The 25,403-nt window shown below is 50.7% G+C and carries 29 protein-coding genes; 18 read left to right on the plus strand and 11 right to left on the minus strand.

From position 1 onward, the window contains the following. Positions 1–11 precede the first annotated feature (11 nt). The 10 genes from GmarT_RS20300 to GmarT_RS20345 all read right to left on the minus strand — a co-directional run bounded on the left by GmarT_RS20300 (position 12) and on the right by GmarT_RS20345 (position 9,914). A complete protein-coding gene (locus GmarT_RS20300; protein WP_002644086.1) occupies positions 12–1,328 on the minus strand; it encodes a DUF1552 domain-containing protein in 1,317 nt (438 codons plus the stop codon). After that, positions 1,325–4,048: a DUF1592 domain-containing protein gene (locus tag GmarT_RS20305; protein WP_002644085.1), complete on the minus strand. Its 2,724-nt coding sequence runs from the start codon at positions 4,046–4,048 to the stop codon at positions 1,325–1,327. The genes GmarT_RS20300 and GmarT_RS20305 overlap by 4 nt, the downstream gene beginning before the upstream one ends. Continuing rightward, positions 4,048–4,458, minus strand: coding sequence for a hypothetical protein (locus GmarT_RS20310; RefSeq protein ID WP_002644084.1), 411 nt, complete (start codon positions 4,456–4,458; stop codon positions 4,048–4,050). Before GmarT_RS20310 ends, GmarT_RS20305 begins: the two co-directional genes overlap by 1 nt. Before the next feature lie 90 nt (positions 4,459–4,548). Further along, on the minus strand, positions 4,549–5,493 hold the full coding sequence (locus tag GmarT_RS20315; protein ID WP_002644083.1) for a DUF1559 domain-containing protein: 945 nt from the start codon (positions 5,491–5,493) through the stop codon (positions 4,549–4,551). 129 nt (positions 5,494–5,622) lie between these two features. Further along, complete coding sequence (locus GmarT_RS20320) at positions 5,623–6,333, minus strand: GntR family transcriptional regulator (protein WP_002644082.1); 711 nt, start codon at positions 6,331–6,333, stop codon at positions 5,623–5,625. 323 nt (positions 6,334–6,656) lie between these two features. After that, the gene (locus GmarT_RS20325; protein WP_002644081.1) at positions 6,657–7,541 is read right to left on the minus strand and encodes an SDR family NAD(P)-dependent oxidoreductase; all 885 of its coding nucleotides are present in this window, start codon (positions 7,539–7,541) and stop codon (positions 6,657–6,659) included. Positions 7,542–7,715: 174 nt separating this feature from the next. Continuing rightward, positions 7,716–7,922 (minus strand): hypothetical protein, encoded by a 207-nt coding sequence (locus GmarT_RS20330; RefSeq protein ID WP_002644080.1) that lies wholly within the window; start codon positions 7,920–7,922, stop codon positions 7,716–7,718. A gap of 84 nt (positions 7,923–8,006) precedes the next feature. Then, complete coding sequence (locus tag GmarT_RS20335; RefSeq protein ID WP_002644079.1) at positions 8,007–8,474, minus strand: DinB family protein; 468 nt, start codon at positions 8,472–8,474, stop codon at positions 8,007–8,009. A gap of 146 nt (positions 8,475–8,620) precedes the next feature. Then, positions 8,621–9,379 (minus strand): dioxygenase family protein, encoded by a 759-nt coding sequence (locus GmarT_RS20340; RefSeq protein ID WP_044236164.1) that lies wholly within the window; start codon positions 9,377–9,379, stop codon positions 8,621–8,623. Positions 9,380–9,500: 121 nt separating this feature from the next. Beyond that, on the minus strand, positions 9,501–9,914 hold the full coding sequence (locus GmarT_RS20345; RefSeq protein WP_149303173.1) for a hypothetical protein: 414 nt from the start codon (positions 9,912–9,914) through the stop codon (positions 9,501–9,503). A gap of 509 nt (positions 9,915–10,423) precedes the next feature. Between GmarT_RS20345 and GmarT_RS20350 the strand changes: the two genes are divergently transcribed. The 18 genes from GmarT_RS20350 to GmarT_RS20435 all read left to right on the plus strand — a co-directional run bounded on the left by GmarT_RS20350 (position 10,424) and on the right by GmarT_RS20435 (position 22,699). Further along, a complete protein-coding gene (locus tag GmarT_RS20350) occupies positions 10,424–11,539 on the plus strand; it encodes a DUF3500 domain-containing protein (protein WP_002644076.1) in 1,116 nt (371 codons plus the stop codon). A gap of 32 nt (positions 11,540–11,571) precedes the next feature. Further along, positions 11,572–12,342 carry a hypothetical protein gene (locus GmarT_RS20355; RefSeq protein WP_002644075.1) on the plus strand — a complete coding sequence of 257 codons (771 nt, stop codon included), beginning with the start codon at positions 11,572–11,574 and terminating at the stop codon, positions 12,340–12,342. Positions 12,343–12,611: 269 nt separating this feature from the next. Beyond that, positions 12,612–13,055: a GNAT family N-acetyltransferase gene (locus GmarT_RS20360; RefSeq protein WP_002644074.1), complete on the plus strand. Its 444-nt coding sequence runs from the start codon at positions 12,612–12,614 to the stop codon at positions 13,053–13,055. 38 nt (positions 13,056–13,093) lie between these two features. Next, positions 13,094–13,447 (plus strand): VOC family protein, encoded by a 354-nt coding sequence (locus tag GmarT_RS20365; protein ID WP_002644073.1) that lies wholly within the window; start codon positions 13,094–13,096, stop codon positions 13,445–13,447. Between the two features lie 194 nt (positions 13,448–13,641). Next, positions 13,642–14,325, plus strand: coding sequence for a hypothetical protein (locus GmarT_RS20370; RefSeq protein ID WP_002644072.1), 684 nt, complete (start codon positions 13,642–13,644; stop codon positions 14,323–14,325). An 80-nt stretch (positions 14,326–14,405) separates the two neighbouring features. Further along, positions 14,406–15,125 carry a hypothetical protein gene (locus GmarT_RS20375; protein ID WP_044236161.1) on the plus strand — a complete coding sequence of 240 codons (720 nt, stop codon included), beginning with the start codon at positions 14,406–14,408 and terminating at the stop codon, positions 15,123–15,125. A 190-nt stretch (positions 15,126–15,315) separates the two neighbouring features. Further along, positions 15,316–15,690: a DUF805 domain-containing protein gene (locus GmarT_RS20380; RefSeq protein WP_002644071.1), complete on the plus strand. Its 375-nt coding sequence runs from the start codon at positions 15,316–15,318 to the stop codon at positions 15,688–15,690. 124 nt (positions 15,691–15,814) lie between these two features. After that, on the plus strand, positions 15,815–16,216 hold the full coding sequence (locus GmarT_RS20385) for a DUF805 domain-containing protein (protein ID WP_044236279.1): 402 nt from the start codon (positions 15,815–15,817) through the stop codon (positions 16,214–16,216). Between the two features lie 231 nt (positions 16,217–16,447). Then, a complete protein-coding gene (locus GmarT_RS20390; protein ID WP_002644069.1) occupies positions 16,448–17,083 on the plus strand; it encodes an SET domain-containing protein in 636 nt (211 codons plus the stop codon). A 62-nt stretch (positions 17,084–17,145) separates the two neighbouring features. Further along, positions 17,146–17,526 (plus strand): hypothetical protein, encoded by a 381-nt coding sequence (locus GmarT_RS20395; protein ID WP_002644068.1) that lies wholly within the window; start codon positions 17,146–17,148, stop codon positions 17,524–17,526. Positions 17,527–17,820: 294 nt separating this feature from the next. Continuing rightward, a complete protein-coding gene (locus tag GmarT_RS20400; protein ID WP_002644067.1) occupies positions 17,821–18,240 on the plus strand; it encodes an SMI1/KNR4 family protein in 420 nt (139 codons plus the stop codon). A 20-nt stretch (positions 18,241–18,260) separates the two neighbouring features. Further along, positions 18,261–18,608 carry a hypothetical protein gene (locus tag GmarT_RS20405; protein WP_002644066.1) on the plus strand — a complete coding sequence of 116 codons (348 nt, stop codon included), beginning with the start codon at positions 18,261–18,263 and terminating at the stop codon, positions 18,606–18,608. 99 nt (positions 18,609–18,707) lie between these two features. Continuing rightward, positions 18,708–19,331, plus strand: a complete 624-nt coding sequence (locus GmarT_RS20410) for a hypothetical protein (protein WP_002644065.1) — start codon at positions 18,708–18,710, stop codon at positions 19,329–19,331. 3 nt (positions 19,332–19,334) lie between these two features. Beyond that, positions 19,335–19,682 carry a 50S ribosome-binding protein YggL gene (locus tag GmarT_RS20415; protein ID WP_002644064.1) on the plus strand — a complete coding sequence of 116 codons (348 nt, stop codon included), beginning with the start codon at positions 19,335–19,337 and terminating at the stop codon, positions 19,680–19,682. A gap of 42 nt (positions 19,683–19,724) precedes the next feature. After that, positions 19,725–20,300, plus strand: a complete 576-nt coding sequence (locus GmarT_RS20420; protein ID WP_149303175.1) for a TetR/AcrR family transcriptional regulator — start codon at positions 19,725–19,727, stop codon at positions 20,298–20,300. 107 nt (positions 20,301–20,407) lie between these two features. Then, positions 20,408–20,974 (plus strand): carboxymuconolactone decarboxylase family protein, encoded by a 567-nt coding sequence (locus GmarT_RS20425; protein WP_002644062.1) that lies wholly within the window; start codon positions 20,408–20,410, stop codon positions 20,972–20,974. A gap of 67 nt (positions 20,975–21,041) precedes the next feature. After that, entirely contained in the window at positions 21,042–22,007 is a 966-nt protein-coding gene (locus GmarT_RS20430; protein WP_002644061.1) for an alpha/beta fold hydrolase, read from the plus strand. A 71-nt stretch (positions 22,008–22,078) separates the two neighbouring features. Next, positions 22,079–22,699 carry a pyridoxamine 5'-phosphate oxidase family protein gene (locus GmarT_RS20435; RefSeq protein ID WP_002644060.1) on the plus strand — a complete coding sequence of 207 codons (621 nt, stop codon included), beginning with the start codon at positions 22,079–22,081 and terminating at the stop codon, positions 22,697–22,699. Positions 22,700–22,734: 35 nt separating this feature from the next. On the opposite strand, the gene GmarT_RS20440 is transcribed toward GmarT_RS20435, so the two are convergent. Next, positions 22,735–25,308 (minus strand): inverse autotransporter beta-barrel domain-containing protein, encoded by a 2,574-nt coding sequence (locus GmarT_RS20440; RefSeq protein ID WP_052301203.1) that lies wholly within the window; start codon positions 25,306–25,308, stop codon positions 22,735–22,737. Positions 25,309–25,403 lie beyond the last annotated feature (95 nt).

Genomic DNA, 25,403 nt, shown 5'->3' on the forward strand with positions numbered 1-25,403 from the left:
ATCGGAGTCGTTCAGGATTTCAAACCAGTCAATGTCCCGCTACTGGAACCAAACTGGTCTGACTCGACCCCCAGTTGCTGTAACATACTGACATACAGATTGCACAAAGGCGAATTCTGCTCTCGGTTGAACGCCAGATGCTGGCCATGCCGAAAACCGCCTCCCGCCAGCAGAACAGGCAGATTGGTATTATCATGAGTATTGGCATCCCCCATATTGCTGCCATACAGAACCATGGTACTGTCCAGCAGACGCCCTGATTCGGCTTGCACTTCAGTCAGTCTCTCAAATAACTGAAGCAGAAGACTCATCTGCCGCCGATCTGCTTTTTCCAGTTGGGCCAGATGATCCGGACGCATGCCATGATGGCTGAGGGGATGATAACCCGTACTGCTTTTTTCATCCTCCTGCAGTTGAAAGACAGGGGTCGCGAAGGCATCCACCATTAATGTGACAATCCGTGTCGAATCCGACTGCAGCGCGAGCGCCGCCATCATCAGCATCTGTTCGAATTTATCAAACAGCAGACCCCGATCCACAATATCCTGTGGGAGTTGCTGGTCTACCTTCGGCTTCGGATTCTGTTCCCACTCCCCGGAGGTCACCAGTCTCTGTTCCAGTTCCCGGATCGAAGTAAAGTATTGATCGAGTCGCCTGCGATCATTCTGCCCCAGGGCCCTGCTGTACTGCTGCGTGGAATCACTGACAGCATCGAGGATGCTCTCCCGTCGTTTCAGTGCCTGCAGCCTCTGTTTCACCTTCGCATCGCTGCCCTGAATAAACATCTTGCGAAACAGGTGCGCGGGACTGTCTTCTGCCGGCAACAGCACGCCATCCCGGGTCCACGACAGACTCCGGTTCGCTTTATCGATATTAACCCCCAGATTCAACGTAGCAAACCGTGTCTGACGTCCCAGGTGTTCAGCCGCGTATTGATCAAGTGAAATCGTATTGCGAAACCCGCTGCTCGTGGGATGCCGGGCTCCGGTCAGAAAACAGTTTTCGGTCGAATGGCCGCCTTCACACGCTGGATGGGAAAGACCACTGAAAACGGTGAAATCGTTTGCATACGTTTTCAATTCTTTCAGATAAGGCGAGAGCTGATAATCCGCGCCCGACGTCTTCGGAAAGAACGGTCCAGGAAGTACACCCAGATTATTGGAGATCAACAGCATCCGCTGCGGCGCACTGTCTTTGCCAGCAGAAATGGGCTTTATTTGAGCCCTGCACTCCAGCACAGGCAACGCCAGCGTGACTCCCGCGCCGCGCAGAAAGTGCCGACGGGTTAACACGGATGTTGAAGTTTTGAATTGTTGATTTTTAGTCATGGAAGTTTTTTACCTCTGGTTGTCAAAGTGTTCTGAGGTTGATCTCTTCCCAGAAATATCGGGCTGCGCACCACCGCTTCCAGCAGGTCTCGTGCTCGATAACCGTTGGACCGGCATTCATTCAAAATCGCTTCCACTACAGGTCGATCAGAAAACCGGACCGGCGTCCCCGTCGCATACACAATCAGTTGCTCTACCAGGTTGCGTGCCAGTTGACGCGGTTCTGAGACGAGCAGTTGTTTGAGCTCACGAATATTTTTAAACGTGCGCCCGTCTTGCAATCGACCTTCAGAATCGGTGGGTCCGGCGACATAATAAGTAAAATCATGGCCGGCGCGATCAATGCCCGTCACTTTTTCCCCCTTGGCCAGACTGCGATAGCGGGTTCGAAATGCTCCCATGATATCAAAGTCTTCCAACGCAAAACCCACCGGGTCAAAACGGGCATGACAGGCGGCACACGCCGGATCCTTTGTATGCCGCGCCAGTTGCTCGCGGATCGTTGTGGCGCCACGGATGTCCGGTTCGACAGCGGGAACAGTCGGCGGCGGGGGAGGCGGAGGATCACCCATAATACGTTCCATGATCCAGGCACCGCGAATCACAGGAGAAGTCGTCGTCCCGTTGGCGGTCACTTTCAAAATCGCAGCCTGAGTCAGTAATCCACCGTATAAACTGTTCTCAGGTAGAGCAACTTTCCGCACTCGTGAACCACTCACAGGCTCTAGCCCATAATGACGGGCCAGTCGATCATTCACAAAGACAAAGTCGGCGTCCACCAGAACTGTGACAGGTAAATTATCCTCAAACATCGCTTTGACAAATGCTCGGGTTTCAGCCGCCATGGATTCAATCAGATAATCGTCAAACCGATATTCCGGATACAGGCGACTGTCCGGTTCATCACGGCGAATGTCTTTCAGTGAAAGCCAGTGATCCGTCAGATTGACCACGAAGTTCTCCGCGGAATCAGCCGACAGTAAACGACGCGTCTGTTGATCCAGGACCTGCCCATCCAGCAGACGTCCCTGTTCAGCGAGCTGATTCAACTCGGCATCGGGTCGCGTATTCCCCAGAAAATGCGACAATCGTGAAGCGACCGCATACTGCCTTCGGGGAGAGTCAGCCCGCGGCTCCGGCAGATACAGAAACTGCCCCGAACACAGAAATGCGGTATAACTGGTGAGCAATGCTTCTGCCAGCGGCGTACCTGCCTGAAGTTCATCTGTGACTAATTGATCGTAGATTTTAATTACAGCGTCAGACGTCGGCTCACGCTCAACCAGCCGAATGAAACGTCGCAGCAGTTGTTTGGCATCCTGTTCCGGCTGAGTCGATATCACCTCAACGAGTAGCGTCCCTTTTTCGGCAACCCGAATCGGCAAGGTTCCGAACAACCGCTGATGCGAAGCAGGTGGCCAGCTTGCCGAGTCCAGAGGACCTGTAATTTCCAGCCATTGAAAAGCAACACCGGGATGCCCGCCATCCGGCATCGGAGGAAAATCATAATATAAAGGCGCATTCGGAGGATTGATGGCCCGCGGAACCGGCAGTCCCAGCAGACTGTATTCGAACGTTTCATTCTGCTTGAGATGGATCGTCGTTTCATAGATTCCACCTTGTGGCTGGATATCGAAGGTCTCGCCCGTCGCGCGCACGTCCCCCGAGACATCTGCACCGGAACGTTTCCGCGCACGAAAATTCATCGCAATCGAATTCCAGGCGGGTCGAAGGCTGAAGTCCCGTAACTGCCTGACTGCGCGTGCTGAAAAACGAACGTGGTAGGCTCCCGGTTCCCTGGCTGTGAAGACATCCGGATAACCGTAATACGGCCACGAAGCAGAACGGAATATTGCCAGCTCCATCTCGGGGTCGTGTTTGTTCTCTTTCCGCATCCGGGCCAGATCTCCGCCGGACAAAGGCACCATCTGGGAATCCTTCGCATAGAACATCGCCTCACGACCACCAAAGGTTCCCGCGGTCAGAAACATCCGCGTCGCAGGCAGACGTTGATGTTCCTGTTTCCGCGGCTGTATTCCTGAAGCGACTGCCTGACGCAATGCCTGATCTGCCGCATCGAGATACGCGTCCAACTGAATCCGGGACATGTCCAGCACTTCGGAGACTTTATTGCAATGGTGCTGCTCACGATCCTGAGGTAACAAATCGCGAATATCCAGATGCGGCAGCAACAGCACATCGCGCAGATTCTGCTCATATTCGTCTCGCGTCAGCCGACGCAATGGGCCCCGTCCCTGCAGCGCGATCTCAGCGGCATCGGCAGTCTGCAGTGACTGAGACAATGCTTTCAGAAGAATCTCACGATCCGCCTGAGTCAGATCGCTTTGATCGGGCGGCATTTCCCCCGCGGCGATCCGGTCGTATGCCTGAATCCAGCGCTGGCGTAGCCGCTGATTATCCAGTTTCCAGCTGAGCTGCTCTAGATTCAGCCGCCCTTCAGCCAGGTCATCATTATGACAGTCGAAGCAGGTTTTCTGCAGTAATTGTCGAATCGTGTGTTCCGGGTTTGACGCGGAACTTTCTACACCCTGCGCAAGAGCTTTGGATGAATAGATAAATAACAGGCACAGTAGCGATAAACAGACAACGAATTGACCATGCCTTCCGGCAGGACAATCGTTTGCTGGATGTTTGTGGAATGGATGTAAAATCGATATTCCCTCGCTCCGGCTTCTATTCAGAATGACTCGTGAACCCATCAATCACTTCCCGGACTTTGAGCACTTGAGTCCAATTCGAAGTTTAACTGTACATCCTCTGCAGGTTTGACATCAGTGGTCAGCTGACTTTGTTCGTTATAGATCGCAGGCAGATACTGTTCGGTCTCCATAATATCGTACTTCTCATATGGTTTTCCTGTCCAGCGGGAAGCATGAATTTCAACCCGCTTCTCCCCTACCGGAACAGTGACAACATACTCACCATCCTGAATTTTCCCTTGCGCGGAATGAGTCGTGTTATCTGCGGAAATAAAAGTAATGGTCCCCTCGGGCAGCGGCTTTCCATCTAACTTAATGAAACCACTGACTTCAGACTCATTGGAATCAGTTCCATGAAAACATCCCTCTATTGATAGAGCTAACAATACAAAACAAAAAATCAATTTCATTTCTCATCTCCGGGAATTGAGAGGAAAGTTTAACCAGACGGGCTCCAGAGTGACTGCTGCTGTCCACAACAGAACTGTAACGTCACCAGATTAAAATTCTCCGATCACTTCCCCACCAGCGCGGGTCCCTAAAGACTGAAAAGTAGCACGATCGATATTTTCTGAGATAAAACGGACGGCTCCATCCGCCAGTAAACCGTGCACACCACCCACATGATAGCTCCGCGCAAAAGTACGACTGTTCGCAGTACTGTCCGCTCCACACGGCGCATGGGCGATATCAGAGCAGGCGATCAATACATCACCGACATTCGGATTCGGTGTTTCCAATGTTGTGAAAAAAGTTCCCATACACCGCGGGTTCATCAGTCGACCACGTACATCATGTTTGGATTGATCAGCAGATAAAATCAACTCACTGGCCATTAACGTCATCGACGCACCATCTGTGATGTCGCGGAGTCTGGTTCGTGAGCGTGAATAAAACAGACCATTCAACTGGGTATAACTTCCTGCAGCCCCGAAATGAGTTGATCCCGAACAGACCGCATAATTTCCATGAAACCCCTGTGATCCATTACTGGAAGGATCAGTCTGTCCATAAGTGATATTCTTTGGACCGGCAGGATCGCTGGGACACATCATCATGGGAACCACCGCATCTTTTTTGCTCCAGTAAATGGCGCCTGTTCGTGCCGGATTCTTCTGCTCCTCCATAAAAACGTTGTACAGGGACCCCTGTTCGATATACGGCAGAATCATGGGATACCAGCCTGTATTATCGGTCGCCGGCCGTGGGGATCCTGGCAAGTCACCATTGGTGGGATTTATCATCCCGAAAGGAAACACTTGAAATGTTTCATGATAATTATGCATCGCCAGTCCCAGTTGCTTGAGATTGTTTTTGCACTGGCTGCGCCGGGCTGCTTCTCGTGCCTGCTGCACCGCAGGGAGTAACAGGGCAATCAAAATGGCAATAATCGCGATCACTACCAGCAGTTCAATTAATGTAAACCCTCGCGTGCGACGAAACATGAGCGACTCCCTTGTAAAAAAGAATATGAACCCGGGCAATTCCTTATGAACAGAATAAAATACAGGAACTGCCTGTAGCGAAATTGATGATCTATTTGAAACGAAAATAAAATTCAGGTTGCTCAAGTTTTAAGTATGAATGTTTTCTGACTCAGGAATCCCATGGACAAAGATTCCTTCGACGGCGCGTTCACAGGTCGCCTGCAGATGCCGGGCCATGGCTGCGGCAGCGGCATCCTGGTCGCGGCGGAGTAAGGCTTTCAGAACCTGCAGATGTTCTTCCAGAATCTGATCGAGGTATAATTCGGAATCTTTCAGCAACACCCGCACCATATGCATCAGGCGATCATATCGATTCAGTTCTGCCTTCAGACGTTTGATCCCGGCTGCACTCACGATTGCAGTGTGCGTTCTTTTATCAATATCGGAACAGAGTACCGTCCACTGATCATTACGGGGCGCCTGCTGCAACGTCCGTGTCTCTGCTAGCAGTTGTTCGATCTCTTCCAGGTTACTGGACTCACAGGCACAGCGGGCTGACTCGACTTCCAGAATACGACGTACGTGATACATCTCTCGTATTTCCGGAATTCCGAACGGTGCGACGACCGCTCCCCGGTTGGGAAACAGCTCTACCACGCCGATCCCGGTCAGTTCGACAATCGCCTCTCGTACCGGAGTACTGCTCACACCATATTGCTTCGCCAGATGCTGTACTTTAAGCCGGGTTCCCGCCGGGTATTCTCCCGTAAATATCGACAGCAGAATCTGACTGAAAATATCCAGCCTGAGTGAACTGACCGGTAACAATTGGCGGGAAAGGGAAGTCGTCGCGTTCATAGACAGTCTCCGGAATATTCATGATGCGAGGCACCTGATCGGCAATTTGCGTTAAATCACCTCACAAACACTCACACTTTGACGCATAATGCATTATGCATAATATATAATATTTAAACAAGTATTGTCAATCACTAAATGAACCAGGGGACCTCGAATAAGGCAAGGGAACCCTGACTACACCATTTCCAGTCAGAAAATGGGAGTCAAAAGCCCATGAAAACGATCTCTGCAGCAAACTCAGCAACAGGGACCATGAAATAAAAAGCCGATAGCGAGGTCGCTTCGACTGGGACTGACAGGGAGTCAAACGTCAGGAGATTTCAAGCAGCCTTGGAACGGATCTCTTGAGCCGGTGTTTTCTCGGTCCCAGATTCAACCTGTAAAGTCAGCGGTGCGTGTTTTTTCTTCATCCGTTTACGACGGCCGAAACGGTGTGCCAGATCCAGCGACCAGGGAGCAATCCGTTTCAGGTAATACAAAGCATAAGAGACCCAGCCCACCAGGCATAACCCCTGATCAGCATAAATGGCTTTAATAGTTCTCTGTGCGACCTGTTGGGGAGTGGTACAGATCCAGCGGGGAGGGATCGGTGTCTTTTTCCCTTCACGACCACAGGGTGCAGACGCGAATAACCGTGTCGTGACAGGCCCCGGACAGATGGAAGAAACTCCCAGCCCCTGGCGACTGTATTCAGCCCGCAGGGCTTCGCTGAACCCTTGCAGAGCAAATTTACTGACCTGATAGGCACTGAATCGAGCCCCGGCGACCAGGCCACAAATACTGGAAACATTCACAATGTGTGCTTCCGGGCGATTCAGCAATAGAGGTAAAAGTTCGCGTGTGATCTGAATGGGCGCATGTAAATTAATCGCCAGCAACCAGTCCCACTGCTCTACTGACATCGTATGCGTCGGCCCGTAGAAGGCCACGCCCGCATTATTGACCAGCAGATCCAGAGTTCCCCAGGTATCAATCAGGTATTGAACCTCCGTAGAAATCTGTTCGGAATCCGTCAGATCGCAGATACGGCAGTTGACTTCCACTCCTACCAGCGAAGCTGTTTCCGCTGTATCCTTCAGACCGGCTTCATCAATGTCCCAAAGAAAGAGGTTGACTCCTTCCGCAGCCAGTTGCAGCGCGATTTCACGACCGATTCCCGATGCAGCTCCGGTGACTAATCCTTTTTTACCAAATAAATTCTGCATCTTGTCTCACTCCTCTGACTGGTCTGATGGCTGCCCGCGCAGGGAGTGTATGACATCCTGTAAGATGGGTAAAGACAATTCAAACCGTGCGAAACAGAGAAGATGTAAGTCATCTACTCACAGGGATTTCAATCGATATTGCGGAAACCGCATATTGAGAATACCTGAGACCTGTTACTCATTGAGAGTCGAATCGTCTTCAATCACTTCGTGCAGTTGTTTCAACACAAAATGGGGGTCCAGATCCATCTGGCGACAGACATATTCAAGCGATTTGCCCTGGCAGGACTGGTCAATTCCCAGAGAATCCAGCACGCATTGCACTTCCGGGTATTCGATCACCCATTCTGTCACACTGGACTCCAGTCCGAGATTCGTCATAGCTCGCTATCCATCGAAATGCAGTTCCTTAAAGTCACACCTGAAATCATAACAGAACCGGCTCAAAATCAAACAGGAGAATCATCAGACCTGCAGAGCATCACGTTTTTCCTGGATCATCTGAATATGATGGGGAATGTGGTGAGTGATTCGCTCCAATAAATTGGCGACACTCACTTCGCCATCATGCGAATGCAGTCCCGTTCGCTGGAAATGTTCTTCATTGAGGGTTTTCAGAATTCTGGACATGTTCTGACGCACGACCGTAATTAACTGCAGTTCCTCTTCCATATCCCGCTGGTCATATGCCAGACGTTCTGCAAACAGATTGTGATCGGCGCCAGGCAGCGGCGGTTGATCTTCTGCAATGATCCATTTCATTCGATCGGCGTAAACCGGCTCAAAATCAGCAATGTGACAGATTACCTGTCGCGTGGACCATTTACCGGGAATCGGTGCGGCATCCAGTTCGGCAGCAGACATGCCTTCGATAGCGCGACGCAGAGATTCCGGACCTGCCAGATATTCTTCAATGCGTGTGGAGATTTTCATAATCGCTCCGAGCCAGGAGAGAGGAATGTAGAAAACCCTGCCTGACTATTTTAAGTCAGGCAGGAGCCATGTTTTCATTATTCCGCATCAGCACCGGAACTTCAAGCGGCGATCATAGTTCACAGAACGGGACCAGAAAAACTCGCTTACCGGTTGCGCGAAGGACGGGGGCCGCGACCGCCGTTCGTCAATTCGGATTTGCCGATACCCCCTTTGATTGTCCCATCGGGATTCTCTTCAGCGGTTTTTCCCAGAACGATATCGAAGTTGGCTGCCAGTTCACCCAGTTTCGAATCCGGCAGCGGTTTGAAATCAACCAGAATTGATTTGCGCTGTTCCGGATTTTTAATCTGTCGGTAAACACCATCCTCTGCGTTAAGTTCATGACCGTTGATTAACAGCTGTGTGGTTAAAATCCGCTCTCCGTTCTTACTGACGGCAACATGGATGTGAGGCGTGCGAAAGCCACGCCCCGCACGATAGGGAACCGGCTTGATGGTCCGGAAAAAATACTGCCCTTTCGAGTCAGTCATAAAGCGACCATACCCTTGAAAGTTGCCATCACGGCCATCTTTGTTCTCACCACGCGTGTGAAGATAAGAGGCTTTATTATCCACCTGCCAGATTTCCACGAAGGCATTCCGCAGCGGCTGTCCCTTCGCATCCAGAACCTTACCACTCAGATAGGTAATTTCACCTACAGCAGGGGTGAGAGAATCGTTGATAATCAGCAAATCGTTATCGGTATCCAGCGGCATTTTGTCCGGATAAAAGGGGCCTTCGGTCATCGCAGGTGTGCGAATCAGTTCTTCCGCCATCAATCCGGGAGTGGTCAATGCCGCCATACTGAAGGCCGACCATTTTAGAAAGTTCCGTCGTCTAATCTCTAATATTGAGCCGCTCATCACATCATTCCTGTCTGTGGTCAATGAAAACAGGTTTACCAGTAAACCATTTTATCATTAAACAACGGCCAGTGAAGATGGTTTCGCAGAAATACAGGTTTTAAATACTGATTCAGCAGAATCAAAAGGACGTCGTCATGGCGTCCATCAAATCGATATCGAAGGTATTGGGGATCGTCACCAGCAGGGTATTGTGCCCGTCATCGTCGAATTTGATGGAATTCCCAGGCATATCGCCTGCATTTTTTTTGACCAGCACCACGTTCTTATCCCGAATCAGGAAAAAATGTTCCCTGAGCCCGTCTTCTCCGATGCTCACAAACATCAGCACCCCTTTTTTCAGTTTGACAGACTGGACCCGGGAAAACAGCGTGGTCTTGGCCCGGGGATGCTTCCCGGCCTGAATTTCTGCACTGTCCTTATTCAACAGTGCCGGTCCTCCCGAATCTGATCGATTTCCCTCACTCAAAAAAAACAGTGAAATACAAAACAGAATAATAATGATTGATGAGGCGGTACTGAGTAGATCTTTCACTTGAGCCAACTCCCGCTTTCGGTGCCCGCGAAAGCTCATGCATGAAATTCTATTGTTACTTCTCAGAAAGAGATGACAAATCGCTTTCTCTGAACTTATCTGTCAGACAGCTATAGGATGTAATTGGTTGCAGTTTTTGTTCCTCGTTTTAACTTTTTTTAAATAATCTGCAGTAAGTCACTGTACTCGCTGGAATTGAAAACTGCAGCGTACAGAATGTCCTTCGCTGGTTTGCAAATATTATTGCTCGAAAATTGAAAATTTGACCAAGCTGCTCTCGGAATTCTGTCTGACCTGCTGCTTTCTCCTGGGGTGGACTGGTAGAAACCACTAATTCGACAGGTCAATTCATTTGGAAATCTCCTGCTTTCCGGATTCCCCGCAAACTACACCCGCTTCCCGCTCTCTGTTAATATAAACCCACAAACCTTAGATTGAGGAATTTTCGTTTCGAACAGAAAACGTGATTCACCCACCATAAAGTTGATCTTCTAATAAGGAACTGCACCTTGAAAACCTATCACTCCTTCTCAAGCCTGGCACTGCTGACCTGCCTGACTGTCTCACTGGGCAGCAGTAATCTGACATTCGCGGAACCGACCAAAGCACAACAGGCGGCAATCAACCGGGCCAGCAGGGAAATGGCATCGGCCGCCAAACGCTTTCTGGCCTCCCTTCCCGAGGAACAGCGCAAAGCAGCCACCTTCAAACTGGACAGTAAAGAACGGGACAGCTGGTACTTCATTCCCGACTTCGCCATCAAGGACGATAAACGGACCGGCCTGCCCATGACGCAGATGACACCCCAGCAGCAGATTTTCGCAGTCACACTGCCAGCGACGGCCCTCTCGCATCGAGGCTTCCTGGAGATGAACTCCATCCGCGCGCTGGAGCAGGTCCTCTTCGAACTGGAAGGCAAAGACTACCGGAACCCCGAACTCTACTACGTCTCAATCTTCGGCAAACCAGATCCCAAAGGAACCTGGGGCTGGCGGTTTGAAGGACATCACCTGTCTGTGAATGTGACCATTGTCGACGGCAAAAAATTCTCAGTCACTCCATCCTTCTTCGGTTCCAACCCCGCAACCGTCAAGCAGGGGCCGCTGAAAGGTGTCGAAGTCCTCAAGGAAGAACAGCAGTTGGCACTGAACCTCGTCAAATCCTTTAACCCCGATCAATTGGCTATCGCCACAATCGACACAGCCGCCGTCGATAAAAAACTGCTGGCGAAAAGTGTGATCAAGGAAGTCCTGACCACCGATGATCCCGTCGTCGACAAAGGTCTGATTCAGCATAAAGGCATTCAGTACGCCGACCTCGACCCCAAACAGCAGAAAATGCTTCTGCGTCTGGTGAATGCCTACCTGGGTCGTTTCCGCCCCGAATTGCTCAAGGGAACCCGCTACCTGGGCAACCTCCGCGATGGCGACCACCTTTACTTCGCCTGGAGTGGCGGCCAGAAGCGGGGTGAATTCCATTACTACCGCATTCAGTCTAAGGTTTTCCTGATTGAATTCGCCAACACCCAGAACGACGCCAATCACGTGCACGCGGTCTTCCGCGAATTCGACGGCGATTTCGGTCGCGACCTGCTCAAAGAGCATTTTAAGCAGCATCAGAAATAATTCTGAAAGCAAGATGACCAGCAACAGGCCCGGTGAGCAACTTTCATCGGGCCTGTTTTCTTTTCAGAGGGAAAACAGGCTTCTGCAAATATTTTGTAGACTGGTTCCGCTCCAACAGTTACTTTACAGGGATGGACAATATCTCCCGAGATCCCGGTCAACTACAGGACTCCAGGGAAAACATCCCTGGAGCGACCGCTGACACTTCAGCCCCCCAACCCCGTCAGTTCGGCCGCTGGATTCGTAGCATCATTCTGATCACACTGGGTCTCCTGTTTCTGTTTTACTTTCCGGTAATCGGTGAAACCTATTTTCGTTGCGCGATCTGTGGCATGAACCATACCGAAAAACGAGTCACGGTCTTCGGCTGGCTCATTTCAGCATGGGAACGACCAACCGAATCCAGTGACTGGTATCAGGCGAATGTAGAACCAGTACATCAACATGTTTGGGTCCGCAGCGGTTTCTCACAACAGAAAAACTGCTTCGGCCAGGTAGTCCTGATGCAGCAACTCCCCTCTCTTGCCTCGGGACCGTTCAGTTGGCTGTATCTGGGTGAATACAGACATATAGAATTATATAAAAGAAGTCCCGATCCAGCTCAGGCCCGAGCTCTACTGCTGAAGCTGGCGCACTTTGAACCTGAAGGCTCATCTGAAAGGAAAGTACAAGATGAAATCTTTTCACGATTGTGGGAATGGAGAAGCAATGGAATGCAAGCCCCCTGGCCGTTCGATGAGGGGGAGTTCGTGAGTCCAGTTCAACCCACCGATCCAGATAATCCTCCATCCTCGCCAGATTGAAGAGACTTCATTTGTCTGTCAAACAGATCGGCCGAGATATGAAAAACCTCAGAGAAATTTTAAAAATCCCATTCCTGAGCGAACCTGTTCAACCTTCTAAAGCTCATCACATTTAACCATAGCGTCTGTCGATCTAGTATACTCGGTTCAAATAGTCTTGGAGACGCTACAGTAAAACTGGACACAGTCTGACCGTCCGCATACACACATCAACCTCAATCACAGAAATACAAAGAGCCCCTCTCCCTGGCCCAATCACAGGAAAACACATGCAACGAATCATTCGCGAATATCAGCCAGCAGACCTCGATGACGTTCTGGCGTCCTGGGAGAGTGCCACCCGTCTGGCCCATCCTTTTCTACAGGAAGACTTCCTGGAACAGGAACGCCATAACATTCCCAACCTCTATCTGCCCAATGCAGAAACCTGGGTCATCGAACATGAGATACAGGTGATTGGATTCATTGCCTTACTGGGAAATGAAGTTGGTGCGATTTTTGTGAAACCGGAATTTCATGGCACGGGAGCCGGCAAGGCATTGATGGATAAAGCACGAGATCTGAGAGGCGATCTGCAGGTCGAAGTTTTCGAAGCCAATTCGATCGGACGTCAATTTTATGATCGCTATGGTTTTCAGCCACTGTCAGAATCGACACATGAGCCGACGGGAAACCGATTACTCAGACTTCAATTTAATACCGCAGTGACTTAAAATCAGATCCAGCTTACCTTCAACCTGGAAGTGGACTCATGCCTGCTCACGAAAAAATCAATTACGTCGAATTCCCCGCCCGAGACCTGGCGGCAACCAAAGCATTCTTCGAGACTGTCTTCGGCTGGTCGTTCACCGATTACGGTCCGGACTACACCGCCTTCGCAAACGAAGGACTCGACGGCGGATTCTTCAAGGCAGAACTCTCTTCGAACACGGAGAGCGGCGCCGCGTTGATTGTATTCTATAGTGAGCGACTGGAAGAAACGCTCTCCAAAGTGGAAGCAGCCGGCGGCCAGATCTGCAAACCCATTTTCTCCTTTCCCGGCGGCAGACGCTTTCAGTTTCTGGAACCCTCCGGCAACGAATTCGCAGTCTGGTCAGATCACTAAGCGGCTGTTTCAAGTTGTGGCACGATCTCACTTTCTCATCTCGAATGTGAATTTTTGAGTTCTGGCAGAAAGGGCTTGAAAATGAACACGCAGACAGTAGGATCAATTCTTCCAGACTGAACACATTCAAACGGGTGCTTGCTGCCAGCGCAGTTCTCACCTGACTTCTGCATGCTACGAGGTACGACTGACACATGAACGAAAACGCTCCCGCTTCCGCTCGACTTCTGGCCCTTGACCACTTCGTGGACGATAAATGGTACAAGGTCACTGCAGTGACCGACTCCGATATGATCATCGCCGCCACGAAAACAGGCAAACAGCAGGCCATTCTCTCTGCCCTGGATGCAGGCGAGGATCCGGTCACCGTTCTGAAAAATAATTCCCCCCTCGGTCAGGGCCCCAAGATCTTTGCGTTACGCGATATCGATGCCCTCGAGTGGTACAGCGATGCCGCCACCCTGAAGGCGCATTACACCGTCAATGGAAAATCCAAAAAGGCAGAAGCCAAATTGAGCAGTATGCCGAACCGGGATGCGATTCGCGATGTGGTACAACAAATCATCGGCCCCTGCGAGCAGAGGGATGCGCCTGCCAGCATCTGGTACATCGGCATGACACCACTGACCCTCAGCGGAATTTCACTTCTCGTGTTTGGTATTCCCGGATTCACGGGCTTAGCCGATCCCGGGACCGTTGATGTCGACAAAGTCTCCCGTCGCGGTCGCCTGCTGGCGCGACTTTACAATATGATTGGACCGGTTGGTCTGCTTGCCATCGGCGGCGCCATCATCAGCGGATTACTCATCTGGTGGTACATCAGCTGTAAAACCCCCCCTGTCAGAACCATCGCCCGGCCTGTTCAACAGGGTGCTTAACTCACATCACCCGACAGATTCTATCAGTTGTCAACCTGTTTTGATGCTCTCTGCTCTGTAAAACCTGAAATGACATCTTAATGACCGAAGAGTTAATCACTCCCGAAATCGTAAAAATGGACTACTATATTATTGGTCCCTGGTTCAAAATCGTTGTGATCACGGAAACCGAACTGCTGGCAGCAACCACCAAAGCCACGAAGCATGAAGATATTCTTCAGTTGCTTTCAGACGGCGAAGATCCTGGAGAAACCCTCAGAGTCTTTTCTCCTATGGAACATCCGCTGAAGCGAGCCCCACTCGCGGATATTCAGGCACTGGAGTGGTACGAAAGTACTTCCAGAAGTAAGTGGCAGGATGGCCCAATGGAGCTCAAACTGTATTACTTTGACCAGCAGAAAGAGAAATCAAAACGGTTCAAAGTCAGATTCAGCAGCCCCGAAGTCCGTGATGAAATGATCCTGCATATCCAGCGCCTCTTTTTGAAATGGGAGCAGAGGGAGGCCCCCTTTACCTTCTGGCGGTGTGGCGTTCCCCCGCTGCTGTTCGTCTTGCTCACTTTCGTGATTTTCACTTTGCGGGCCATTTTTCACTTTTTCAAGTTTGGAGTGAAGATTGCGGATTTACCCGGCGGTATCGGAGAAAAAACACTCGCAGTCCTGCAGATCGCCTACAGTCGTGACTTCCCCCTCATGATCAGCGCCGTCGTTTTTGCGCTCGGCTGGTGGTTCGTTACCTGGTGGCGTCCCCCCGTCAGAACCATCGCCCGACCCGTCCGGGACATCACGCAGGCCACATAATCCTTATATCCCAAAATTCGTTTCCGGATAATTCCTTTTGAAAATTGCCTCTCACTTAGTAAGATGTGATTTCATAAGCTACTGTTCAGTAGCAAGTACGCGCGACTTGCTGGAAGTCGTCGCGGAACAGGGGTCTCTCACAACTCAATCACTTCCCTGAACTCACCAGAGTGAAACGAAAGGTATTGTCATGAACTGGTATCTGGCGGTCATTAAGAAATACGCTGAATTTTCCGGTCGCGCTCGCAGAAAAGAATACTGGATGTTCGTGATCGTCAACTTTTTCATGGTATGTCTTATCGGCATTCTGAGTTGGTTTGTGGGTAAAACTGGCGGGATTATTTCTGTATCGCTCTCTACTCTGTATGGTTTGTTTATCATTATTCCAGGTTGGGCAGTCACGGTACGACGACTGCATGATACGAACCGCTCTGGCTGGTGGATCCTGATCAGCCTGGTTCCGGTTGTTGGGGCAATCATCCTGTTTATCTTCATGATTCTGGACAGCGATCCCAACGCAAACGCATATGGAGAAAACCCCAAGCTGGCACCAGAGCCGCAATAAAAGGTGACCGTTCTCAAGTTATGTCAGCCAGGAAGAGTGCGTGCCTCAGCTACTGCAGCAGCTCGCGCTCCCCTGTGACACCTCTTTACTCAATTTCGCTACAGTGGACTGCATCGGATTTCGTATGAACTGGTATCTGAAAGCACTAAAGAATTTTGCCACTCTCGATGGCCGTGCCCGTCGGCTGGAATACTGGATGTTTACCCTGTTCGACATGATCTTCACAGTCCTGTCCTTTGTCATCGGTGCCGTGCTGGGGCGCGTTTTGAACCTTGATGAAGCCATGGGGGGCATCGGCCTGGGCCTGGCACTCTGCCTGCTTTATATGCTGGTTGTGCTCATGCCCAAGCTCTCGGTCACGGTCCGACGCCTGCACGATACCGACCGCAGCGCACTCTGGCTGCTGGTCTTTCTGATCCCCGGCATCGGCCCGCTCGTCATGTTTATCATGATGATTCTGGAAGGAACCGCCGGTCCTAACCAGTATGGCCCCGATCCCAAAGCGACCGCCGAACCTGCCGTCTGAGAGAGACTGTCGCCCCACCCTTTTCCGGCTGGAAAATTCCCTTTCGCGATTCATGAAAATTTTCATGAATCAGGCCTGTGCAAACGGTCGATTCAAGGGTATATATCCTCCTGCAAATACATCTTCCAACAACATGAGGTGCCATGTGAATTAAACACCGTGTGGGCGAGGGGCTCCGACAAGCCACAACCTGCGACCACACTCCTTCCTTTTGTGTATTAGAGAACCAATATGATACACCCCAAAACCGAGCTGAAATTTATCAGCAACGAAATCGGCTACGGCGTCGTCGCCACCGAATTCATCCCTGCCGGATCCATCACCTGGGTCCTGGATAAACTGGACCGCGAGTTCAGTTCTCTCGAATTCCAGTCAATGGAAGACATCTACCAGAACATTCTGGACACCTACTCTTTTCGCAACAACCAGGGAAATCTGGTCCTCTGCTGGGATAACGGCCGCTACGTCAACCACAGCTTCAACTCCAACTGCCTGACCACAGCCTACGACTTTGAAATTGCCATCCGGGACATTCACCCCGGAGAACAGCTGACCGACGATTACGGCTACCTGAATATCCCCACCCCTTTTCGCGGCATCGACGAAGGCACGCGACGCAAAATCGTATATCCCAACGATTTGATCAAATACTACAAAATCTGGGACAAGAAACTGCTCAAGGTCTTCAACCGCATTCCTCACCTTCCCCAGCCACTGCAGGAACTGCTCACCGAGGAGATGTGGAATGAAATCGTAGCCGTCTCCAAAGGGCACCAGGAGATGAAATCGATTTTGAACAACTATTACAACGACGAAAACAGAGTCGATGAGCGGAAACCTAAGAAGGAAAAGAACACCGCCGTTTAGTTTTCCCGTCTCCCGACCAGAGAATGATTGACACGTTCCCGCTCATGCCCCAGACTTGAGGCATGAGCGATCTCCCCTTCATCCGCTGTCTGGGCTGTGAATCAACCGTTTTCGATCCGACACGGGCTGCCTGCCCCGGATGTGGCCGCTGCCCGGTGTGTGGCAGCAGGCGTTTCAAGACCGAAGTCAAAACCTGTCCGGACTGCGAATTACCGTACTGCGACTGTTGTGGCCGCTGCCCCCAATGTGCCGGCCTGAGATATTCCGAGATCATCACGCCTTGTGAGTGTGGTCATCCACTGGACGCTGAGAAACTGGCAGATCTGGTGCGCTATGAAGCCGCCGTGGGAGCAATCAGAAGGCCTACCCCCTGGGGCTGTATTCTGGCCGCATTAACTCTAAGTGCCGTAGTGCTGCTGCTGATTTACGCCTGGAAAGGATAGTCCTGCTTCCGCAGCCGTTTTATTCATTTTCATCTTGAACTCTGGTTTTCCAGACTGCTACGATAATCCTGATTCTCGCAGAAAGCGGGCCATCAAACCAGACAGGCTTTATCTCTGCAGCAGGATTTTTGCGGGTATGCTGCCTGTAATGAAGACATCCAGAATACTCTCTCAATTTCAACATACGAGGGCGCATCGCATTTAATTATGGCGTCCCCCAATCTATTATACTCGTCCCCAAAACAGCTGGAGACGCAATAGTAAACTTGGATACATGCTAAAAGGAGTTCTGCGATGACTACTGAGAAACTGAATTTACCGGACAACTACCTGCTCTGGCTGGACAGTCTCGAAGCAGAAGCCTATGCCGAATTCGAAGAACGGGAGTGGGAAATTGCCAGCCGTGAAGAGCTTCAGGAACTGCTGGAGATCGACGACTTTGAGGTCGCGTATATCGATCAGGCCAATCTCTATGTGAAACTGATTCAGGATATCACCGGCGATTCACACACTATGGACGACGAGGGAAATCGAATCCCCTTCTCCCTGATCGGGACCTGGCTGACCATCGGCTACGATAACGAAGATCTGCTGTGTGTCGACCCGGCTGATAATTTTGCCGTCTGGGGCTTCTACCCCAACGAGGGTGGCGACGTCGAAAAACTCGCAAACAACCTGGATGACTTTCTGGAAGGCTTAGAACTGCTGGAGTAATTCATCGAAAGTAGTACGATATGTCACCCGCACATCGAAAACTGTTGAAAGCTTTTCTCTCGGCTTTTCTGATCTGTCTCATTTTCTATGTCGGCGTCTATTTCGTTCTGTCCTGCCTGGGCGGTTATTACTTCAATCAGTCAGGTAAAGTTCGCTATCACAGTATCGGGCTGGCGGTATCGGACATTTCCACCTGGAACCCAAAAGGTTGCTGGTTCCAGTATCGTTTCAAAAACACGCGAGGAGAATACGTCAGCCGCGGCAATGAACTGGGTTATCTGTTCGCCCCCCTGATCATGCTCGACCGCAGGTTCTTTCATCCTACTGAAGTTCTGATAGAATCGATAAACCCCGAAGAAACCGACTGATTCCCGCTTTGATCTCATGACTGGCAATAACCGTAAAAACTATCTTGGTACAAACTCAAATCACCATAATGGAAACAATCAAAGTAAGGAACAACCATAATGCAAAGCATGGAAGCGTTCCGAAATCGCCAGTTGGAAACATTGCCTGAGGCGTTGAAGCGTCCGGTCATGTTTGGGGGAAATACCCACGGAGCCGTTTTGTGGTTCTACCTGCTTTTGCGGGATCTCTGCTGGATTGACGAGCGGGAGCACGAATGGAACGTTTTCCTGGAAACCGATTTGCGAGGCAGCCGCGGAGTGCTGGGTCAATTCGAATATCAGCAGTTTCAAATTCCAGACTACATCGCTGAAATAGCATCTGTTTATGCGCAGGTAGCGCACAAACTGGGATATTTTCAACCAGAACGAGTTCTGCATCCGGCAGAATGGAAATCGCTGCAATCCCTGCTCTCTGCTGATTTTTTTGAGCGCGACTGGACCCAGACGGAAATATACGATCGCCTGGGCCCCCCTTCCTGTGAGCATTTTAGCAGTGAAACCAGGGTCGCCTGCTATGCCCCGGAACCAGCAGCAGACTGGATCTTTTTTGATTTTTCTCAACGACTTCCTGACTCCAGCGACTGGTTCGAGACGCCGATCTTGAGGGATATTCGCAGAAAAGATAACCGGTTGGAATTCTTCCCCTTCGCAGACTGGTGCCAGAAAGAAACAGAGGAGAGTTGATCCATGCGAAAACGTCTCCGCAAAAAGAAACATCTGGGTGAGTTCATTGACTGGGATGTCGCCATCACCGTGAACCTGGTACCCGGTTCGGACTATGAAACGTTTCTGGACGACTGGATCGAACAGGCTATCGAAGGCAATCATTGTTCGTTCGGTGGCGGGGGCATGAATGAGACAATAGAGGGGATCATTCAACTCGGAACCGCAGCAAAGCAGCCCGAAAAACGTTTAGAACGCATTACCGACTGGCTTAAAGATCGCCCTGATGTCTTACACTTTCAGTTTAGCCCTCTCTTTGATGGCTGGAATGGTCCATTCCTGGATTCTGATGGCCAGGAAAATAATTTTTAAATTCAGGATTGACAACAACAGACAGGTCTGTATATTTAAAGCATGAGCAAAACACAACGCCCCTCCAGTGCCCGAAAACGCATCGTCGAGACAGCTGAGAAGCTGTTTTATTCGGAAGGCATCCGCGCCGTCGGCATTGATCGTGTGATCGCCGAAGCCGGGGTGGCAAAAATGACCTTATATAACCATTTTAAGTCCAAAGATGATCTGGTGGTCGAAGTCCTCAAATATCGGGAGGAACAGTTCGACCTGTATCTCAGACAACGCATGCTGGAACACCAGTCGCAGGGACTGAATCCTTTAAAAGCGTTTTTTGCTGCATTAAAGGACTGGTTTGAGTGTGCTGACTACCGGGGCTGTTCGTTCCTCAACGCTCTGGCGGAACTGGCGGACTCCAACCCGACCGCAACAGATTTTTGTTCAGACCATAAACAACGTTTTAAGGAGCAGCTCACCGAAATCATCATCGAAACTGCTGGACCTCAGGCCGCATCCGTTGCTCCGGCAATCAGTGTCCTGGTCGAAGGTGCCATCGTCACCGCCGTCAGTGAAGGCAATGCCGATGCTGCCGGGATCGCTGAAGAAGCAGCTGAGATCCTGATTTCACAAACACAATAAATACATATTTCCCTTTTTTTGCCACATACAATACAGACCTGTCTGTTTACAAGATATTTTGTTTCGCGTTTCTGTTTTTGAGTAAAATGTTCACAAGGAGAAGAAAGATGCCACGTTTAACCGCCGTCGATCCCGCCACAGCCACCGATCCCGCCAAAGCATTATTGGACGGAGTCCAGTCCAAACTCGGAATGACTCCCAACCTGATGCGAACCATGGCCCATTCCCCCGCCGTACTGGATGCTTATCTGAAATTCAGTGGTACCCTGAGTACAGGAGCGCTTTCGGCTCAGCATCGCGAACAGATCTCGTTGACCGTCGGGGAAGCGAATCATTGTGGGTATTGTGTCTCGGCCCATTCCGCGCTCGGCAAGCGAGCCGGTCTGTCTCCGGTTCAAATCCTGGAAAACCGGGCTGGTGTCGACTCTGATCCCGCAACGGCTGCTCTGTTGAAGTTCTCCCGAACCATCGTGGAACAACGGGGACAGATTTCCGACCAGGACCTGCAGGACGTCCGCGACGCAGGGTTCACTGATGAGCAGCTCGCCGAGATCGCCGCTAATGTTGCGCTCAACATCTTTACCAATTACTTCAATAACATCGCCCGGACGGAAATCGATTTCCCAACTGTCGAACCTCTGCCCGGGGGTCTTGCAGCAGCGAATTCACAGTAATCTCACACAGGGGCAGTTCCCAGGTCGAACTGCCCCCTTTTCCATTCTTCCCTTAAGGAACTTTACGATGAGCGTACGAAACCAGATTCGTTTTATCCTGATCCTTACCGTCAGCAGTATCAGCTTCCTGTTCCATGCGAGAGCGGCGGAACCGGACTCCTATCCGGTCAAATATCAGACCGTTCAAATCGAGGGGCTCGATATTTTCTACCGGGAAGCAGGTCCTGCAGATGCCCCCACACTGCTATTGCTCCATGGATTTCCCACCTCTTCGCATATGTTTCGTAACCTGATTCCTGCGTTATCAGACAAATATCATGTGATCGCCCCCGACTACCCGGGCTTTGGTTACAGCAGCGCCCCGCCTGTCGACAAATTTGATTACACCTTCGACAATCTGGCACGCATCATGGAAAAGTTCACCCGGCAATTACAATTAAATAAGTATTCTCTGTACCTGATGGATTATGGAGCCCCGATCGGCTTTCGCCTGGCAGTCCAACATCCTGAACGAATCGAAACACTCATCATCCAGAATGGAAACGCCTATGAGGAGGGGCTGGATAATCCTTTCTGGGAACCTGTCAAAGTTTATTGGAAAGAGCGGACTTCCACACACGGAAATCAGCTGCGTTCCCTGCTCACACTCGATGCAACCAAATGGCAGTACACAACGGGTGTGCGCGACGTCAAAGCAATCAGCCCTGATACATGGGGGCACGTGCAACCCCTGCTCGACAGACCCGGCAACCAGGAAATCCAGCTCGCACTGTTTTACAGCTATGGCAGCAATCCCCCGCTCTATCCCCAGTGGCAGGAGTATCTGCGAAAGTATCAGCCCCCCACACTGATCGTCTGGGGCAAGAACGACCAGATCTTCCCGGCTGCCGGAGCGTATCCCTACAAACGGGATCTCAACAAGCTGGAGTTCCATCTGCTCGATACAGGACATTTTGCCCTGGAAGAAGAGGGAACGACGATCGCCCAGCTGATGCGGAAGTTCCTCAGTCAACATACTGATACTGCTCGCTGACTGTTCCGTCAGGCTCCGTTGAGTCAGACACGGGGCCTGGCTTCAATTTCTTTTGATCCGAGAGTAATCAAATGCCCGCTTTCCCCAGCGATATCGCCTTCACAGAGTCCGTAAAAGCGGTTCAGACACAAAAAGGTTCACGCACGCAGTACGCCCGGATGGAACAGGGGGCTGGCTGGCAGACCAAAGTGACGGAAGAACTAAAAGTTTTTCTGTCGGAACTCGACATGTTTTACCTGGGAACTGCCAGTCAGTCCGGCCAACCTTATATCCAATATCGCGGAGGTAGCCCCGGCTTTCTGAAAGTCCTCGATGAAAGGACGTTGGGTTTTGCTGACTTTGCCGGCAACCAGCAGTTCATCACTCTGGGTAACCTCGCCGAAAATTCCCAGGCGTTTCTGTTTCTGATTGATTACGTCCACCGTCGTCGCGTGAAGATCTGGGGGACCGCCCGTATTGTCGAAGACGATCCGGAACTGCTCGTACAATTACACGAACCAACTTATCCGGCTCGGGTCGAGCGTGCCATCCTGTTTGCTGTTACCGCCTGGGACATCAACTGTCCTCAGCATATCCACCCCCGTCTGCCGCAAGCGGACGTCCTGAAACTCGTTCAACAGTTGCAGGCAGAAAACGAGCAACTCAAAAAAGAACAGGCCCGACTTCATTTGAAAATGAAATCTGGCCCGTAAAATATAACCTCTGGAATCAGACGAATTCACTCGTATCAGTAGTTGTTGTCAGAAGCGTTTCCAGAACCGGTATTGGTTCCCACACCGCTCTGCGGGGCCCCTGTCCGGACGTCATAGCCCTTCAACGCATTATCGATCGCCGAGTTGTTCGTGAAGGAAGCGGTGTTACCTCCACCAAAGATGTTCACGAAATAACCAGATTTCGAATCGCTGCTGGCGGTATTGTTACTGATGGTTCCCCCCTGGATCGGGGCAATAAAGTCGAAGCCATAGCCTTGGTTTCCAGTAGCGATATTATTGCTGATCGTACCACCACTGACGATATCGTCAAAATCAAAGCCGACATCCTGATTTCCGGTCGCCGTGTTACCGGTAATGAACCCACCCGTAATATCTTCAAAGTCAAAGCCGTCGTCAACGTTACCACTGGCCAGGTTATTCGAAATAGTTCCGCCCGAAACAGTATCACCAAATTTGATTCCGTTATCCTGATTGCCAGTGGCAGTGTTTCCACTAAACGTCCCGCCGCTGACCTCTCCAAAGAAGGCGATCCCGTTCACACCATTTCCGGTCGCGATATTATTGCTGATGGTTCCCCCACTGAAGTCATCAAAATCAAATCCTTCATCCCCGTTTCCAACTGCGGAGTTATTTGAAAAGGTTCCACCACTGATTTCATCACGGAAATAAAATCCGTCATACCGGTTATTGCTGGCTATGTTACCGGTAATCGTTCCGCCAGTGATGTCATCATCAAAGTAGAATCCATCGTCGTTTCGTTTGGCGATATTTCCTGAGATCGTTCCCCCATTGATATCATCATAGAATGCGAAGCCGGCATAGGCATTATCCAGCGCCTGGTTACCACTGATTGTTCCGCCATTGACACCGTCAAAATTAAAACCAAATTCGTCATTATTACTGGCGATGTTATCTGAAAAAACGCCCCCCGTCATCACATCGTCGAAGTAGAATCCATCGTCTCCGTTATTTTTCGAAGTATTACCCGTGATCGAACCACCGCTCATTTTTGTGATATAGAAACCATCGTATAAGTTATTCTCAGCGATATTATTACTGATCGTCCCCCCGCTGATTTCGTTTTCAATGTAGTAACCATATCCATTATTTCTAGAGACGTTGCCTGAAATGGTTCCACCGGTGAAGTTCTGCACCTCCAGCCCGTCGTTATATCCTGTTACGCCGTTTCCGGTGAATAAGTTATCTGTGATCGTACCATTGATATCACCATCCAGGTGCACGCCATCTTCATCTGCACCGCTGATAGTATTGCGGTTGATTGTGAAGCCACTCAGATTATTTCCATAGATTCCATTTTCCCCGCCCGTGATATTCATGCCCACGATGCTGGAACGATCTGCCATCGTGAAGACATCAATTGAAGTCAGCGAACCATTCACGGTCGGTTGCGCGCCATAGCTGAAGCTGGCGACAGCGCCCGAATCACATCCGACCACATTCACACTATTGCCACCAGCCAACGCGAGTTGCCCCTCATTAAAGACAAAACCGGTGCTGGTATTGATCGTTCCTTTGGAACCGTCAAACAGCACGACACTGTCTGTTCCCGCGGCATTAAAGACAGTTTCCGCATTCACCGTATCCGCATCGATAAAGGTGAGGTCTTTCAGATCCTGACCTGTCAGTTGCAGCTTCGCACACTCTTCCGGTCCCCGGACCTGGTTCAAGACGATATCGAGATCACGGACAATCGGATTCACCATCCGACGCTGGAAGCGACTCAGCTTCTGACTGTCACCATTCCCCGGCAGTGGAATTCGCACGGTCAACAGGCCGGTCCCCTGGGAGCCCCGTACTTCGTCGTACTGATACTGACCGGCCAGCACTACACGGGAACCATTCCCCAGCCAGGGAAGATCAAACATCCGGTACTCGACCCGGGCCCGTGGACCTGTCATCTCTTTGAAGCCGGGGGCGGAATTATCAAAGTAATATCCGCCTACGTAACCTCGCAGTTCTGCATCCAGATTCGATTCCGGAAACGATTTCAAGAGCCGCCCGACTTCAAAATCGGTTCCCCAGTATGCACGTTCTTCACCGGCCCGCATGACGATATTATTACCGCTCAGATAGGCGGTATTCAACGAGTCCACGCGTTGCTGTTTCTGAGAGGGAACATAGCCATTCACCCGAAAATCCCACTCAATGCTGAGCAGTTCGAAACCAAAGCTACCCTGTCGAAAGATATTGCTGTACTGACTGCGACGGACATCGTAAAAGCCATACATGCCGGCAATCCACTGGTCGTTTACCATGCGGCGATAGGCCAGACCGAAGTTTCCTTCGGCGGAGGAATCATCAAAGATATTCCCCCGCAGGTCCGCGAAGAACAGGCTTTCTTCATCCTGCGCCAGGGGAATAAACAGCAGACCCTGCCCGTTATCATTCACGCCACCAGCCTGGCCGGTGAAATCAAAGTAGGCACGGTACAGATAGTCCTCTTCCTGAAACCATTCCGGCTGATATTCGGGGACCGGATCCTGGGCGTAAGAAAATGACGAGAACAACGATCCCATTCCTGTCAGCAGTAACAGAATCAGCAAACGTCTCAATGAGCGGGTGTGCATTCGACTCTCAATATGAACTTTTCCGAGATCATAAAGTCAGTTTTGTAACGATAAAATGGTGTCTCCATCAATTTCTTCGGTTCCAAGGAGGGATT

The sequence above is a fragment of the Gimesia maris genome, from assembly GCF_008298035.1.
Classification (GTDB): domain Bacteria; phylum Planctomycetota; class Planctomycetia; order Planctomycetales; family Planctomycetaceae; genus Gimesia; species Gimesia maris.

Bases quoted from the DNA above. Each gene is read 5' to 3' on its own strand.
- GmarT_RS20440 (WP_052301203.1), bottom strand. From the start codon at position 25,308: ATGCACACCCGCTCATTGAGACGTTTGCTGATTCTGTTACTGCTGACA.
- GmarT_RS20310 (WP_002644084.1), bottom strand. From the start codon at position 4,458: ATGAAATTGATTTTTTGTTTTGTATTGTTAGCTCTATCAATAGAGGGA.
- GmarT_RS20380 (WP_002644071.1), top strand. From the start codon at position 15,316: ATGAACTGGTATCTGGCGGTCATTAAGAAATACGCTGAATTTTCCGGT.
- GmarT_RS20305 (WP_002644085.1), bottom strand. From the start codon at position 4,048: ATGGGTTCACGAGTCATTCTGAATAGAAGCCGGAGCGAGGGAATATCG.
- GmarT_RS20335 (WP_002644079.1), bottom strand. From the start codon at position 8,474: ATGAAAATCTCCACACGCATTGAAGAATATCTGGCAGGTCCGGAATCT.
- GmarT_RS20340 (WP_044236164.1), bottom strand. From the start codon at position 9,379: ATGAGCGGCTCAATATTAGAGATTAGACGACGGAACTTTCTAAAATGG.
- GmarT_RS20365 (WP_002644073.1), top strand. From the start codon at position 13,094: ATGCCTGCTCACGAAAAAATCAATTACGTCGAATTCCCCGCCCGAGAC.
- GmarT_RS20300 (WP_002644086.1), bottom strand. From the start codon at position 1,328: ATGACTAAAAATCAACAATTCAAAACTTCAACATCCGTGTTAACCCGT.
- GmarT_RS20315 (WP_002644083.1), bottom strand. From the start codon at position 5,493: ATGTTTCGTCGCACGCGAGGGTTTACATTAATTGAACTGCTGGTAGTG.
- GmarT_RS20395 (WP_002644068.1), top strand. From the start codon at position 17,146: ATGAGCGATCTCCCCTTCATCCGCTGTCTGGGCTGTGAATCAACCGTT.
- GmarT_RS20370 (WP_002644072.1), top strand. From the start codon at position 13,642: ATGAACGAAAACGCTCCCGCTTCCGCTCGACTTCTGGCCCTTGACCAC.
- GmarT_RS20430 (WP_002644061.1), top strand. From the start codon at position 21,042: ATGAGCGTACGAAACCAGATTCGTTTTATCCTGATCCTTACCGTCAGC.
- GmarT_RS20405 (WP_002644066.1), top strand. From the start codon at position 18,261: ATGTCACCCGCACATCGAAAACTGTTGAAAGCTTTTCTCTCGGCTTTT.
- GmarT_RS20400 (WP_002644067.1), top strand. From the start codon at position 17,821: ATGACTACTGAGAAACTGAATTTACCGGACAACTACCTGCTCTGGCTG.
- GmarT_RS20320 (WP_002644082.1), bottom strand. From the start codon at position 6,333: ATGAACGCGACGACTTCCCTTTCCCGCCAATTGTTACCGGTCAGTTCA.
- GmarT_RS20425 (WP_002644062.1), top strand. From the start codon at position 20,408: ATGCCACGTTTAACCGCCGTCGATCCCGCCACAGCCACCGATCCCGCC.
- GmarT_RS20360 (WP_002644074.1), top strand. From the start codon at position 12,612: ATGCAACGAATCATTCGCGAATATCAGCCAGCAGACCTCGATGACGTT.
- GmarT_RS20390 (WP_002644069.1), top strand. From the start codon at position 16,448: ATGATACACCCCAAAACCGAGCTGAAATTTATCAGCAACGAAATCGGC.
- GmarT_RS20330 (WP_002644080.1), bottom strand. From the start codon at position 7,922: ATGACGAATCTCGGACTGGAGTCCAGTGTGACAGAATGGGTGATCGAA.
- GmarT_RS20385 (WP_044236279.1), top strand. From the start codon at position 15,815: ATGAACTGGTATCTGAAAGCACTAAAGAATTTTGCCACTCTCGATGGC.
- GmarT_RS20420 (WP_149303175.1), top strand. From the start codon at position 19,725: ATGAGCAAAACACAACGCCCCTCCAGTGCCCGAAAACGCATCGTCGAG.
- GmarT_RS20375 (WP_044236161.1), top strand. From the start codon at position 14,406: ATGACCGAAGAGTTAATCACTCCCGAAATCGTAAAAATGGACTACTAT.
- GmarT_RS20410 (WP_002644065.1), top strand. From the start codon at position 18,708: ATGCAAAGCATGGAAGCGTTCCGAAATCGCCAGTTGGAAACATTGCCT.
- GmarT_RS20435 (WP_002644060.1), top strand. From the start codon at position 22,079: ATGCCCGCTTTCCCCAGCGATATCGCCTTCACAGAGTCCGTAAAAGCG.
- GmarT_RS20325 (WP_002644081.1), bottom strand. From the start codon at position 7,541: ATGCAGAATTTATTTGGTAAAAAAGGATTAGTCACCGGAGCTGCATCG.
- GmarT_RS20415 (WP_002644064.1), top strand. From the start codon at position 19,335: ATGCGAAAACGTCTCCGCAAAAAGAAACATCTGGGTGAGTTCATTGAC.